Consider the following 14,530-nt stretch of genomic DNA (forward strand, 5'->3'; position numbering starts at 1 on the left):
ACCCACTCGAAATTTAATTTCCATTTCTTCAGTTCTTAGGCTATTTTTTAGAAAAAATTTCTACGAACTCACAAATAAGAAGAAAAAATGGATAGCTTTGATCGCCACATCCTCTCCCTCCTGCAACGCGATGCCGACATGCCTATCAAAGATCTGGCTGAAGCCGTCAACCTTTCAACGACCCCCTGCTGGAAGCGGATCAAGAAACTCGAGAAAGAGGGCTATATCAGGGCCAAAGTAGCCCTGCTGGACCCAGTGCTACTGGGTCTTGGGTTATCGGTGCTGGTGCAGGTCAAGACGCAGCGTCATGACAAGGTCTGGCTGGATACATTCGCCAAGACCGTGTCGCAGTTCGAGGAAGTGATGGCGTTCTATCGGATGTCGGGAGACTGGGACTATATGTTGCGCGTTGTGGTCAGCGACATTGCAGCCTATGACACTTTCTACAAGAAGCTGATCACGAGCGTCGACGGACTTTCCAACATCACATCAAGCTTTGCCATGGAGCAGATCAAGTACACGACGGCGCTGCCTTTGCCTCGATAATCTGCTGTTTTTGGCAGGTGCATCTGCCACAAAGCAATTTCTGACAGGACAGCGGTGTACCTGTTACAAGCCCGCGTCCTGCCCACCCATTCTGCTGCTACCGCTCTGGGAGTGGGACGATTACCGAAAGCGATACACGTTCCGACAACTTTCTATTGTTGGACGTCCATCGCCCCGAGGAATTTTGAGTACCTTCAGAGCGCCATTCCATCCAAATACGCTTTCTCATTATCGGGTTTTAACGAAATCGACCGTTTTGGAGAATGATATTTCTCATTCCACGAAAAACCTGACAAAAATTGAAAAAATCATACTCCCCCTTCTGATTACACTCTTTCCATCACAAACAGGCTCAAAAACGATGCCTACGAGGGCGGTGCGTTTATGAGCGATGAGTCTTGATCGCAAACTCAGAAAGGTGCGGCTTATGTCTTATTCCAGCTATCACAAAAAAACTATCGGAAGCCATGCGTTGCACCCTGAGACATTGATGATGTCTTATGGTTACGACCCGTTCCTCTCGGAAGGCGCAGTCAAACCACCGGTTTTCCTGACCTCCACCTTTGCGTTTCGCACGGCTGAGGAAGGTGCAGAATTCTTCGATGTCGTGTCGGGTCGTAAACCGATTCCGCAGGACTCATCAGCTGGCCTGGTCTACAGCCGCTTCAATCATCCCAACCTAGAAATCGTCGAGGACCGCCTGGCGCTGCTGGATGGCTCAGAAGCCGCCGCAATTACATCCAGTGGAATGTCCGCCATCAGTGCTGTTTTGTTTGCGTTTCTGCGCCCAGGCGATCAACTGGTGCAATCGGCACCGCTGTACGGTGGTACTGAGACCCTGATTAGCAAAATTCTCTCGGATTGGGGCATCGGCTCGCATGGTTTTGACGACGGCCTGTCCATGCAATCCATTGCAGATGCACTCGAAACTGCTGCCTGCAAGGGGCGAGTTAGAATTTGCTATATCGAGACTCCGGCTAACCCGACCAATGCACTGATCGATCTGGAAGGGTTGCGCAAGGAAATAGACGCTTTCGAAACGCGCCATAGCTACCGGCCATTCATTGTCTGCGATAACACCCTGCTCGGGCCTATCTTCCAGAAGCCGGTGAAACACGGTGTTGACCTGTGCGTGTATTCGCTAACCAAGTATGTGGGTGGACACAGTGACCTTGTTGCCGGAGGCATCACGGGCACCAAAGAGCTGATCAGTAAAATACGTAGCGTTCGCAGCTCGTTCGGCTCGCAACTCGATCCACATTCCTCATGGATGATCTCCCGCTCGATGGAAACGCTCGTCCTGCGCATGAAAGAGGCCGCAAGAACCGGCACTGTGATCGCTCGCTGGCTGGCCAGCAACCCCCACCAGAAAGTCGTCGTTCTGCATCCAGAGCTTATTGAGGATGGCAGCTATCAGGAGGTCTACCGCCGGCAATGCACGGGCCCTGGCTCAACCTTCTCGTTCGTACTGGACGGCGGTCGCGAACGGGCCTTCCGCTTTATCAACGCCCTGCATCTTTTCAAGTCGGCTGTCAGTCTCGGAGGCACTGAGTCCCTGGTTTGTCATCCAGCTTCGACCACACAATCGGGTGTGCCGCAGGCTCTGCGCAGTAAAGCAGGGGTGTCCGAGGGGTTGATCCGGATCTCGATTGGCCTCGAGCACGAGGAAGATCTGATCGCTGATCTGGATAATGCTCTGCGTCATTGCTGAGCACCTGAGGAAAACAATGAGAAACTGAAAAAATAGGCTGACGGGGGACTGAGTCTGAACAGCAAATGGTAGATATCAATCCCCCGAAATACTGGGTTCGCTGGAGGTGTTTGATACGTCGACCTGTCCACCAGCACGAGACATTGTACTGCTGACTGTGGTCGGCTTGCTGGTGACAGTGGTCATACCTTCGGAATATGCCGCTGATCATCCTTGCCCAAGAGGCCTTGGCGGATGCAGCTCCGCCGCAAGCAATAGCTCCAGCTCCAGCTCCAGCTCCGCAGATTGCGCAAATCCAACCCGCTGTACAACCTGCAACTCAGCCAGTCCGAAAGTCGACTCAGCACTAAAAACAGATCAAATACCCGCTCCAACAGAACCTCAACTATCTACGCGGCTGTGCCGGACTACTTCCATAGTTCTTTCCTGCGAACCTGAATGTAGAACACTAGTCAATTCATCCCCCCCCGCAGCACGCTGCATTTCCATCGCGCGTAGTAAGTTGATGGAGTGAACGACTGCTACTGGCCGATTGCTGCCTGTCGTTAAGGGCTGATTTCGACTGTGGATTCAACCGAAAGCAATCGGTTGCGGTCAGCTGATTTCGGCCTGGGCTGACTCATCGTAAAGATCGTCAGATCAACAGTAAGGTGGGGTCGCCCACCTCTTGATACTGCAGTTTCCAGTACGATTTAGTGATGTTTTACGGCTCTAATCCGCATCAGTATGTGTAAAAGTATGAGTGCTGCGACGGGCGCAATTACAATCACGGCGGACCTTGGTGACAAGTCGACTCCCAGCAGATGGACGCCCGAATACAGCAATTTCAACAAGCTCAGCACGTAGTACGTGATGGCAATAATGGAAAGGCCTTCAACCGCCCGCTGAATCTTGATCTGAGCATCGGCCCGGGCGTTCAGGCTTTTCAGGATTTCGGCGTTCTGTTCTTCCATCTCTACCTGTACGCGCGCCTGCAAAAGGTCACCTAGATTGGCCACGCTCTTGGCCAGCACATCGAGCCGTTGTTCCGTCACGGCGCAGTACCTTACCGTCGGTTTGAAGCGTCGCTCAATGAGGATTCCCAGGCGCTGGTAGTCACCTGCGCGATTCTCCCGCAATTCTGCCAGTCGTTCGAATACGAGCTGCGCGTAAGCTTGTGTGGCACTGAAGCGATGCCGGTGCCTGGCTGAGAGACTGACGACTTTGGCCGACAACGCTGCAATTTCTGAAAGCAGTTTTTTTGCATTGCTGGAGTCGGGCGCAGCGTTTCGCTCCGACAGGTCGACCAGGGTTCTATCGAAGGCATCGAGTTGCGAGCTCAATTGCTTCGCTGTTGGAAGCGCAAGCGAGGCCATCATGCGATAGGTTTCAATCTCGAGTAGCCGGCGAATCATTCGACCTTGGCGGTAGGCGTTGAGGTGAGTGTTGATGAACAAAAATCTGTTTTCACCGCATTCGCTCAGCCGGAAGTCGCTCCACACCGCCGCATCGCCACCCCCGATGGACGAGCCGCACGGGTCCTTGAATCCGTACGCCGCATGATCCCCCTCCCATGAGTCATGGTTGCGCACCACAATTTGCACGCTGTTGATCAGCAGCTGGGTGTAAGGGCTGATCTTTGCTGCCAGGGCCTCAGGCAAGGAAGTCCAGTGCGGGCGAACCGTGTTCGCGGTGACGACGTAAGTAAGGGTAAAGAACTCCGCATGTCGCTCCCATTTCAGCCAATGCTCGTCAAGCCTGGTGATGCCTTGGGGGATTTCACCACTGACCGGTTCGTCGTAGAGGCTGTTGAGCAGTGCCTGTCGCTCATTGTCGCTGCCCATGACGGCCAGGTGAAAAACATAAGCCGGCTCGCTGAAGTACAGGGAAGGGCGGGCGTGCAGTTCGTCATGAAGCGTATGTCGTAACGGGTGCATAGTGCTTATGCCTTGAGCGCTGAGTCTCTGCTGCAGGCAATGATGCCCAGGGCAAAGTGAGTCAGGGCATCCGTGAGTTTTTGTTCCGGGACGTCAATGCTTTGCCAGAGGGACTGTCCGTAAAGCATGCCGATGACGGCCTCTGTGATCAGGCCTGTGCGGTCACTGATGCAGCCAGTTTCGCCACACTCGGCGGAAACGATGGCCTTCAGCAGGGTGGCGTAGCTGCTCTTCAGCTGATTGATCTCCTGTTGTTGCTCATCGCTGAGGTTGACGAACTCTCGTGTCACCAGCATTAGCCGATGTTTCTCGGTCAGGTTGAACACCACAAATGCGTGCACAAAGCGCTGGAGACGGTCGCGGTGCGTCCGGGCTCCCCGCATGCGGCGCTTGGTACCGGCCAACAGGTCGGAGACCGCGCCTTCGATCAGTTCGAACAACAGGCTTTGTTTGTTCTCGATATGGTTGTACAGCGAGCCGGCATGCAGCCCCAACTGGCCAGCCAGGTCACGCAGGCCGATGGCCTGGTAGCCGCGCGTTGCAAAGAGTTCCAGTGCTACATCGAGCAGGCGGTCGCGGGCACTCGGGACGGGGTGCTTTGGTGTGTTTGCGGCAAGCATAGGAGGTCAGGCGCTCTGCGTTGAGAGAGGTGCAGTGGCGGTCCTGCTGGACCGCCCTGCCGTGAGTGTGTAATCAGGCTGGATTGGCTTCTTCCGGAAGAATCAGCTGCGCGGGAATCCGTTGCGTCGAGTTACGCGCCACCCAGTAGTAAATGAGGGCTGGTACGGTTAGGCCGATCAACCACGAAATGTCCGTCCCACCCAAGGTTTCAACCAAGGGGCCGGTGTAGAAACTGGTGGCAATGAAGGGCATCTGAATCACTACGCCGAGGGCGTAGACTGCTATGCCGGTGACATTCCAGCGTCCGTATCGACCATCCGGATTGGAGAGGGCGGGGATGTCATAGCGCTCCTTGGTCACCAGATAAAAGTCAACCAGGTTGATGGCGCTCCAGGGCGTGAAAAAGGCCAGCAGGAACAGGATGAACGCTGAGAAGTCATGAAGGAACGAATGCCTCCCTAACAGCGCCAGCGCCGTGGCGAATCCGACCATGACCAGGATGTAGATCAACCGCACGGGTTTGGAAATTTCCTGGTTGCCTCTGAAACCGCTGATGATGGTAGCCAGAGACATGAAACTACCGTAGGCGTTGAGCGTGGTAATGGTCACCTTCCCGAACACGATACTGAAAAACAGCAGTGACGCGACGACGCCGCTGGCCCCCATGCCGACGATGTAGGACACCTCGTGGCCGGCAAACTGATCACCCGCCAAGGCGGCGACGAATACACCGAAGACCATGGAAATTTGAGTGCCGATCACTGAGCCCAGGCCCACAGCCAAAAAGGTTTTCCAGGCTGAAGTCTTTCTCGGCAGGTAGCGCGAATAGTCAGCGACATAGGGGCCGAATGCGATCTGCCAGGAAGCAGAGAGTGATATTGCCAAGAGAAAACTGGCCAGTGAAAAGTGTCGATTTCCAAGCAGCTCGCTGATGTCATGAGCTGACAGCAAGCGGTAGAACAAGTAGAAGAAAGACACCACGCCAATTAGGCTCGACAGGCGTCCGATCAAGTGGATAGTCCGATAGCCCAGCACTGTGAGCACAACGATCATCACCGCGAAAATCAGGATGCCAGCGGCGTCACTGACATTGACCAGTTGACTGATGGCCTGGCCCGCAAGCACCGAGCCGCTGGCAGAAAAGCCCACGTACATCAGGCAGACCAGGACGATAGGGATAACGGCGCCGTAGACGCCGAATTGCACGCGACTGGAGATCATCTGCGGCAGGCCCAACTGGGGGCCCTGAGCGGCATGCAGCGCCATGATTGCGCCGCCCAACAGTTGCCCGATCAACAAGCCAATCAGCGACCAGAACACATCGCCGCCCAATACGACAGCCAGTGCACCAGTGACGATCGCAGTGACTTGAAGGTTGGCGCCGAACCACAGGGTGAACTGACTGAGCAGCCGGCCATGGCGCTCGGACTCAGGTATGTAATCGATGGATCGCCGTTCTATATACGTCTTGCGCTGCGCACTTTCTTTGGTGGCGGACATGGCAGTTCCTCTCGGGCGTCGTACCGTACGACAGCCTTCTCGTGGGGGGAGTGACTCAGGGGAGGGCCTGTTAAACAGGCCCTGTTTTTCGCTCGATCAGCGCTGGGCGTCGAGCAAGCTTCGCGAAATGATGATTTTCTGCACTTCGGACGTGCCTTCGAAAATGCGCAGGATCCGTGCGTCGCGTACGTAGCGTTCCAGTGGAAGGTCGCGGATGTAGCCATAACCGCCATGGAGCTGGAGCGCTGCATCGGTGATGAAACCGGCGCATTCGGCGGCGACCAGTTTGGCGGTGGCCGAGTCCAGGCTGAAGCGTTCACCGCTGTCGCGGCGGGCGGCGGCTTTCCAGGTCAGCATGCGGGCACCTTCCAGCTGTGCGTACATATCGGCGAGACGCCACTGTGTGCCTTGATAGGCAGCAAGCGGCTTGGGGCCGATCTGCCGTTCGCGGGCCCAGTTCAAGCTCGCTTGCAAGGCGGCATTGGCGATCCCCAAGGACATGGCCGCCACTTCAACGCGACCCCGGTCCAGCACCGCCATTGCCGTGTTGAAGCCGGCACCTTCGATGCCCAGCAATGCCGATTCGGGCAACCAGCAGTCCAGGGCCAGCTCATAGATCGTGCTGCCACGCAGTCCCATGGTTTTTTCCGGACTGGAGAAGCTGATCCCTACCGTTCCCTGGGGAATCATGAAGGCGCTGATGCCCTTGTGGCCGGCTTCAGCGGCGGTCTTGGCATAGAGCACAATGAAGCCTGCTTCGCGGGCATTGGTGATGTAGTGCTTACTGCCGCGCACCCGCCAACCACCATCTTCACGCTGCGCACGGCAGCGCATGTCGGCCGGGTTGGAGCCTGCTGCCGGTTCCGTCAGTGCGAAGGCGCCGAGTAATTCTCCGCTCGCCGCGCGAGGTAGCCACTCCTGTTTCTGTTCTTCGGTGCCGCCGATCAGGATCGAATCGGTTGCCAGGAAATGCGCAGTCAACGCCGATGCAGTGGAGGCGCAGGCGCCAGCCACGGCTTCAACGACGCGGCTCATGGCCAGGCTGCCAATGCCCAGTCCGCCGTACTCTTCGGGCAAATTGATACCCATGCCACCCAGCTCGGCCAACGCCTGCAGGCTTTCGGCACAGAATGTCTCGGTTTCGTCGTAATGCTGGGCGCGCGGCTGGATCACCTCGCGAGCCAGTTTTTCAGCGGTTTCGACAACGGCCAATTCGACCTGATCTAATTCAAAGTTCATGGGAAAGCTCCTGTTTGTTCAGTCCGAAAGCATGGTTGTCGGCGCCGAGGCGTGGGGCGTGAGTGACTGCGTGGGGTTTGCGGCCATTGAAGAAAACAGGTTGCGGTACCAGCGGTTGCGCGGAGCCTTCGGGGTGAATCAGCAACTGTCGTACTTGGGCCTGTTCGCTGCTGGCGGCCTGGGCGAGGTTCCACACCGGGGAGGACGGCACGCCCGCCTCGAGCAGGATGTCGCAGACCTGCTCAACGCTCATTTGCTGCGTCCAGACTTCGATTTCGGCGCGTAGCGCCGGCTCGTTGAGTGTGCGTTGCGGGTCATCGGCAAAGCGTGGGTCTTTGCCAAGTGCTGGCTTGCCCAGGCATTCGCATAACCGTTGGAAGAGCTTGTTGCTCGCCACGGCGATGACTACCTGGCCGTCCGCGGCGCGGTAAGTGTCAAAGGGGGTCGAAACCGGGTGGCGGTTGCCCACCAACCCAGGCGCAACGCCATTGGCGAAGAGATTGGACAGGCCGGTCATTTGCAGGCTGAACAACACATCGAACATGGCGACGTCGATGTACTGGGCGCCGGGTGCATGCCGTTCGCGAGCGAATAGCGCGGAGCTGATGGCCCACGCCGCATAAACGCCGGCGCAAAGATCACCGATGGCTTCGCCACTGCGTGTAGGGCCTGTCTCTGCAAAACCTGTGACGCTCATTAGCCCCGACATTGCCTGGGCGACGATGTCATAGGCCGGGTTAGCCGACAGCGGACCATGCTGGCCGAAACCGGAAATGCTCGCGTAGATCAGCTTGGGGTTGTATTGCTTGAGGGTGTCGAAGTCGATACCCAGGCGACGCGTCACGCCGGGACGAAAGTTTTCCACGACGACGTCTGCGTCACGGACCAGCTCATATAGCCGGGCACGATCAGCAGTGGACTTGAAGTCCATTTCGACACTGCGCTTGCCGCGATTGATCAGGCCGAAATAGACACTCTCGCCATCCTTGAAGGGGCCCAGGTGACGGCTGTCATCGCCGTGGTCAGGGACTTCGAATTTAATGACGTCGGCGCCCAGGTCGGCGAGCATGGCCGTGCAATGCGGACCGGCCAAAACGCGGCTCAGATCAAGCACGCGAATGCCTTGGAGTTGTTGGGTAAACGGACTGCTGCTCATGGTGCAGGCTCCTCGATTCCGGGGCTTAGACGTTGCCGATCATCGGTAGGTTGAGGCCTTGTTCCTTGGCGCAGTCGATGGCGATCTGATAACCGGCATCGGCGTGACGCATAACGCCAGTGGCCGGGTCGTTGTGCAGCACACGAGCGATACGCTCGGCCGCTTCGTCAGTACCGTCGCAGACAATCACCATGCCCGAGTGCTGGGAGAAGCCCATGCCGACGCCGCCGCCGTGGTGCAGGGACACCCAGGTCGCGCCGCTCGCGGTGTTCAGCAGAGCGTTGAGCAGTGGCCAGTCGGACACGGCGTCGGAGCCGTCCTGCATCGATTCGGTTTCACGGTTCGGGCTCGATACCGAACCGGAGTCCAGGTGGTCGCGGCCGATCACGATTGGTGCGGACAACTCGCCGCTGCGGACCATTTCGTTGAACGCCAGACCCAGCTTGGCGCGCAGGCCCAGGCCAACCCAGCAGATACGTGCCGGCAGACCCTGGAAGCTGATGCGCTCGCGGGCCATGTCCAGCCAGTTGTGCAGGTGGGCGTCGTCCGGGATCAGCTCTTTGACCTTGGCGTCGGTCTTGTAGATGTCTTCGGCGTTGCCCGACAGTGCAGCCCAACGGAACGGGCCGATACCGCGGCAGAACAGCGGACGGATGTAAGCCGGTACGAAGCCTGGGAAGTCGAATGCGTTTTCCACGCCTTCTTCCTGGGCCATCTGACGGATGTTGTTGCCGTAGTCGAAAGTCGGCACGCCCATTTTCTGGAAGTCCAACATCGCTTTGACGTGCACGGCCATCGATTGCTTGGCGGCTTTGACCACCATTGCCGGATCGGTGACGGCGCGGTCGCGGTACTGCTCCCAGGTCCAGCCGGCTGGCAGGTAGCCGTTGAGCGGGTCGTGGGCGCTGGTCTGGTCGGTGACCATGTCCGGGCGCACGCCGCGACGGACCAGCTCCGGGAGGATTTCAGCGGCGTTACCCAGCAGGGCAATGGAAATCGCCTTGCCTTCTTTGGTGTATTTGTCGATGCGGGCCAGCGCGTCGTCGAGGTCGGTGGCTTGTTCATCGACGTAGCGGCTGTTCAGACGGAAGTCGATGCGGCTCTGCTGGCATTCGATGTTCAGCGAGCACGCGCCGGCCAGGGTTGCAGCCAGTGGCTGAGCGCCGCCCATGCCGCCCAGGCCTGCGGTCAGTACCCACTTGCCTTTCAGGTCATCGTTGTAGTGCTGGCGACCGGCTTCGACGAAGGTTTCGTAGGTACCCTGAACGATGCCCTGGCTGCCGATGTAGATCCAGCTGCCGGCGGTCATCTGGCCGTACATGGCCAGGCCTTTGGCGTCGAGTTCGTTGAAGTGCTCCCAGCTCGCCCAGTGCGGTACCAGGTTGGAGTTGGCGATCAGTACGCGCGGGGCGTTGCTGTGGGTCTTGAACACGCCGACCGGCTTGCCGGATTGCACCAGCAGGGTCTCGTCGTCGTTCAGGTTGGTCAGGCTTTCGACGATCTTGTCGTAGCACTCCCAGTTACGTGCCGCACGACCGATGCCACCGTAAACCACCAGTTCCTTAGGGTTCTCGGCGACTTCCGGGTCGAGGTTGTTCATCAGCATGCGCAGCGGCGCTTCGGTCAGCCAGCTCTTGGCGGTCAGCTTGTTACCGCGGGCAGAGCGGATTTCGACATCACGCAGGCGAGTGGTCTTGGTGGTCATGGTTATCTCCTCATTCAGTGGTGAACGGGGTGGTAGTCACGCTTACGATGTCTGTATGCGCTTATACCAGCCTGTATGTACAAGTGAATGCAAGTGAAGGGCCAAATGCGCCTGATGAAAGCCGAATGAAAATTAGAAAGTAAATAAAATAGTTTTAAATCAAATAGTTAATATTTATACGAAATTTCTGAGCGGGGCGGGATGGACGAAAATGTTGTTGCAGCTTTTCGATAGGTAGTCACGGCAGCTGCGCGTTATGTAACACTTTTACGCGCTCGGCTTGAGGAGTGTCACCATTCTGCCAATTGGGTCGGCACGGGTAACAGCTTCAGAGGGATGGCTAGGGGGAGATGTCTATCGAGCGGCAGGCGGGGGCCGCTCGACCTGTGAGTCAGTTGCCGAACTTGCCTTCGAGGCGATAGCGCGAACCTGGGTAAACCAGGCGTGCGCAACCCACTTGACCCATTGCCGCCCATGTACGACGGCGAATCAGCAGGCACGGTTCATAGCGATTGATTTGCAGAAGCTTGCACTCGGCAGATTTGGCGTGAATCGACTCGACCACGTGCTCGCCTTCGGTCAGCGGGGCCAGTTGAATCAGATAGGCGTAAGGCGTGACCTTGGTAAAGTCCTGCTGCAGATAGGCGGGTGCGACCTCGGCATTGACGAAGCGCTCTTCGATCTGCACCGGCACATCATTTTCGTGATGCACGACAACCGAATGGAACAAGCGCTTGACCCCCTCGAGGGGAAAGGGCATCGAAGCTCGCGCCCGTTCAGGCATCTCTTCAAGCACGACCACTTCACAGCGATGCTCATGACCTCGGGCCGCAATCTCTTCCGCAATGTTGTGGATCTCGAAGAGCGCCGCATGGCCTTTTGGTTCGGCTACAAAAGTGCCTACACCCTGCATGCGCACCAGCGAACCCTCAATGGTCAGTTCTCGCAGCGCCCGGTTGATGGTCATGCGACTCACACCGAGCAAATTCAGCAGTTCACTTTCAGAGGGCAGTTTGGAATTGGGCAGCCACGCACCGGAGCGAATCTTCTGCATGATGATTTGCTTGACCCGTGCATAAAGCGGGGAGGGGCTTTCGAGCGAAAAGGGCTCGAGGGATGCATTATCCTCAATAGGTTTGGACACAATAATTCCCAATATAAAAATGAATTGCTCCGATAGGCCTGGAGCGAAGTTTACTCTGCAGCCAAGGATACGCCTATGCATGCAATGCATCGACGGGGTAAGGGGGCGCTGTTCTGAACAACCACTTGAGAGCGGCCTGCCGCCAATACTGGAAACCCGGAAGTCCAACCAGATTGAGGCGGGGTGATGGGCAATTAACTCAAGATGTACGCGGCTCCTGAGCAAGCGCTGTTAGCCCGGTCGTAACATGGGTTCAGTTGAACGTGAGGGGCCGCTTCTGGCCGAGAGCTGCCTGTCGCGAAGGGCAGCTACCCAAAGCAGTCATTCGTCGTCGACTGCCATCCCCAAGCTGACAATGGAAATCGAGGTCTCATAGGGTTATCGCCCGGACCAGCAGGGCCGAACTATGCGGGATACCAGCGGTCAGTCCGTGGCGCGCTCGCGTAGCCGTCCCCCCGCCCGGCAGGCGATTTTTTTCAAGACATAACGTCCAGCTTCTGGACATATTGATAATTTGACAGTCGCTCTATCAGTCCTCCCGCGGGGCACTATGCTCACCTCTGCATCGTCGGCGGGTTTGTGATGAATTCGGGACAGTTGCCTGTCAATGCCCAAGGGCAGGCGTTGGCAGACAAGAGTTTCGAGGAACAGAACCGCCAGGTCCTGGCCAATCTTGAGCATTGTCTGACTCGGGCGGGTGTGGGCAAAGACAGCCTGGTGCAAATACGCGTCTATGTCACCGACATTGATCAATGGCCAGCTTTCAATCGTCTCTACGAGCAATGGTTAGGTGATCACCGGCCCGCCCGAGCCGTTGCAGGAGTGTCTCAATTGCATTTTGGCTCAGCCGTCGAGGTGGAAGCCATGGCACTTGCGGCGACTGCCTGAGCGTATTAATTGCGCACACTTCTGAAAATTTTCATATCAAAAGCGAGGGCCCTATGACCACGACGCAACTGACGCTCCCTACCTATCAAGACGTCCTTGACGCCGCCGAACGTATCCAGGGCCACGCTCATCGCACCCCGGTGCTGACCTCACGTACGTTGAACGGACAACTGGGTGCCGAGGTGTTCTTCAAGTGCGAGAACTATCAGCGCATGGGCGCTTTCAAGTTCCGCGGTGCTTTTAATGCATTGGCCCGTTTCGACGAGCGCCAGCGTAAAGCCGGCGTGGTGGCGTTTTCTTCCGGCAATCACGCCCAGGGCATCGCCTTGTCTGCACGTATCCTGGGTATTCCCGCGACCATCGTGATGCCCCATGACGCTCCGGCCTCGAAAATGGCAGCGACACGCGAATACGGAGCCAGTGTGGTGCTCTATGATCGTTACAGCGAGGACCGCGAAGCCATTGGTCGAAAACTGGCTGAGGAGCATGGTTACACCTTGATTCCATCCTATGACCACCCGGATGTCATCGCGGGACAAGGGACGGCGACCATGGAGTTATTGCAAGAGACCGGCCCGCTGGACGCACTGTTCGTTTGCCTCGGTGGCGGCGGACTGTTGGCGGGCGGTGCCTTGGCAACCCGTGCACTGTCGCCCGGCTGCAAACTTTACGGTGTAGAGCCGCAGGCGGGGAATGACGGTCAACAGTCGTTTCGCAGGGGAGAAATTGTACATATCGACACACCAGATACCTTGGCCGACGGCGCCCAGACCCAGCATCTGGGGCACTATACATTTCCAATCATTTGCCGCGACGTTGATGACATCCTGACTGTCACAGACGTACAGCTGGTCGAGGGTATGCGTTTTTTTGCCGAGCGTATGAAGATGGTCGTGGAGCCTACCGGATGCCTGGGGTTGGCCGCAGTACGTGAGATGGGCAAGGTGCTGGAGGGTAAACGCGTCGGTGTGATCGTGAGCGGAGGTAATATTGACTTGGATCGGTATGCCCGGTTGCTGGCGTAATTTTTAGCGCTGACGCTAGTCGATCTCTTCGGGGCGGAGCCGAAGAGATCCTGTGCGATCTGTGGCTTCTTTTAGCGACCGCTGCGATTGCTGCCTTTCACGAAGGGCTGAAACCGACCCGTATCTGCCGGTGGTTTCCCACCGGCATTTTCTATTTCGCCTTATGACAGCTGAGTCAGACTGAAACCCTACGAGCGTCGAGACTAAACGCGCCGGGTCCCGCGACTGCCAACAGCACAAATCCACCAGCCATTGCGACGTTCTTGAGGAACATCACCATCTGGATTTGATCGCTGAACTGGCTGTGGAAAATCGCGCCCGTCGCCAGACTGAAGATAGCCAGCGACGCAGCGGTAACGCGGGTTCTGAAGCCGCCAACGATTAACAGCCCGGCACTAATCTCGAACAGGATCGTGGGCCACAACAATGCGCCGGGCACATGCATGATCTCCATGTAGCCGCGTATGGCATTAGCTTCGCCGATCTTGGACAGGCCGGACAAGATGAAAATCAGCGCCATCAACGTTCTGGCCGCGGCCATCACATAAGACTCGATCTTGGTATTCATGTTGGACTCTCACGGCAACCTGGGTGGATTGGTGGTCGAGAAGATGTAGCGCGCAAAGCGCCATTGACCATCGGTTTCTCGATGCATCAGGAAGATTTCCTGGTTGCCTTCGGCGCTGGCCTGCCGGTCGCCGGACAGCAGCTTGGCCGTTCCGTTAGAGCGCGTACGCGCAAACGCCCAGTCGCGTGACAGCGGTCGGATCTCATCGATGGTAAAACGTATGTCGAGCTTGATCGTGTTGAAGACCTGGCGATACGCCGCACGCACTGCGTCACGGCCTACGGCCGGCGGGCTGTGCTGTGGCATGAACACGGCATCGTCTCCATACAAGGTCATGACACTGTCGACGTCGGATGCGTTCAGTGCGGCTTCATAATGGTTGATTTGCTGGGTGACGGCAGTCTTCACCGCATTCTCGGAGGCGGGCTTGGCGGCCTGAACCGTCATGGGTAGTAGAAACGCGCCGAGAACCAGTGCGATCAATGCGGTACGCATGGCAGTACTCCTTAAT

General features: G+C 57.2%; 13 protein-coding genes. 4 read left to right on the forward strand and 9 right to left on the reverse strand.

Annotated elements, in window-relative coordinates:
- Positions 1-87: 87 nt before the first annotated feature.
- The gene (locus KGA96_RS24795; RefSeq protein WP_046043095.1) at positions 88-546 is read left to right on the forward strand and encodes an Lrp/AsnC family transcriptional regulator; all 459 of its coding nucleotides are present in this window, start codon (positions 88-90) and stop codon (positions 544-546) included.
- A 427-nt stretch (positions 547-973) separates the two neighbouring features.
- Positions 974-2,257, forward strand: a complete 1,284-nt coding sequence (locus tag KGA96_RS24800) for a cystathionine gamma-synthase family protein (RefSeq protein WP_046043094.1) — start codon at positions 974-976, stop codon at positions 2,255-2,257.
- A 692-nt stretch (positions 2,258-2,949) separates the two neighbouring features.
- Here KGA96_RS24800 and KGA96_RS24805 read toward each other — a convergent pair.
- The 7 genes from KGA96_RS24805 to hutC all read right to left on the reverse strand — a co-directional run bounded on the left by KGA96_RS24805 (position 2,950) and on the right by hutC (position 11,538).
- Positions 2,950-4,173, reverse strand: a complete 1,224-nt coding sequence (locus tag KGA96_RS24805) for a DUF3422 domain-containing protein (RefSeq protein ID WP_223515228.1) — start codon at positions 4,171-4,173, stop codon at positions 2,950-2,952.
- Between the two features lie 5 nt (positions 4,174-4,178).
- Positions 4,179-4,793: a TetR/AcrR family transcriptional regulator gene (locus KGA96_RS24810; protein WP_223515231.1), complete on the reverse strand. Its 615-nt coding sequence runs from the start codon at positions 4,791-4,793 to the stop codon at positions 4,179-4,181.
- A 73-nt stretch (positions 4,794-4,866) separates the two neighbouring features.
- Entirely contained in the window at positions 4,867-6,294 is a 1,428-nt protein-coding gene (locus tag KGA96_RS24815; RefSeq protein ID WP_223466420.1) for a purine-cytosine permease family protein, read from the reverse strand.
- A 96-nt stretch (positions 6,295-6,390) separates the two neighbouring features.
- A complete protein-coding gene (locus tag KGA96_RS24820) occupies positions 6,391-7,533 on the reverse strand; it encodes an acyl-CoA dehydrogenase family protein (RefSeq protein ID WP_223515234.1) in 1,143 nt (380 codons plus the stop codon).
- The gene (locus tag KGA96_RS24825; protein ID WP_404942374.1) at positions 7,523-8,602 is read right to left on the reverse strand and encodes a CaiB/BaiF CoA transferase family protein; all 1,080 of its coding nucleotides are present in this window, start codon (positions 8,600-8,602) and stop codon (positions 7,523-7,525) included. The genes KGA96_RS24820 and KGA96_RS24825 overlap by 11 nt, the downstream gene beginning before the upstream one ends.
- A 112-nt stretch (positions 8,603-8,714) precedes the next feature.
- A complete protein-coding gene (hutU, locus tag KGA96_RS24830; protein WP_223515237.1) occupies positions 8,715-10,394 on the reverse strand; it encodes a urocanate hydratase in 1,680 nt (559 codons plus the stop codon).
- Between the two features lie 391 nt (positions 10,395-10,785).
- On the reverse strand, positions 10,786-11,538 hold the full coding sequence (gene hutC, locus KGA96_RS24835) for a histidine utilization repressor (RefSeq protein ID WP_046038586.1): 753 nt from the start codon (positions 11,536-11,538) through the stop codon (positions 10,786-10,788).
- 528 nt (positions 11,539-12,066) lie between these two features.
- Here hutC and KGA96_RS24840 point away from each other — a divergent pair.
- Positions 12,067-12,426 carry a RidA family protein gene (locus KGA96_RS24840; protein WP_046038584.1) on the forward strand — a complete coding sequence of 120 codons (360 nt, stop codon included), beginning with the start codon at positions 12,067-12,069 and terminating at the stop codon, positions 12,424-12,426.
- Positions 12,427-12,479: 53 nt separating this feature from the next.
- Positions 12,480-13,451, forward strand: coding sequence for a threo-3-hydroxy-L-aspartate ammonia-lyase (locus KGA96_RS24845; protein ID WP_223515241.1), 972 nt, complete (start codon positions 12,480-12,482; stop codon positions 13,449-13,451).
- A 175-nt stretch (positions 13,452-13,626) separates the two neighbouring features.
- Here the strand turns inward: KGA96_RS24845 and KGA96_RS24850 are convergent, their stop codons facing one another.
- Entirely contained in the window at positions 13,627-14,019 is a 393-nt protein-coding gene (locus tag KGA96_RS24850; protein ID WP_046038580.1) for a DoxX family protein, read from the reverse strand.
- Positions 14,020-14,028: 9 nt separating this feature from the next.
- Positions 14,029-14,514, reverse strand: coding sequence for a YybH family protein (locus KGA96_RS24855; protein ID WP_046038578.1), 486 nt, complete (start codon positions 14,512-14,514; stop codon positions 14,029-14,031).
- Positions 14,515-14,530 lie beyond the last annotated feature (16 nt).

It is taken from the genome of Pseudomonas sp. GL-R-26 (assembly GCF_019947365.1).
Classification (GTDB): domain Bacteria; phylum Pseudomonadota; class Gammaproteobacteria; order Pseudomonadales; family Pseudomonadaceae; genus Aquipseudomonas.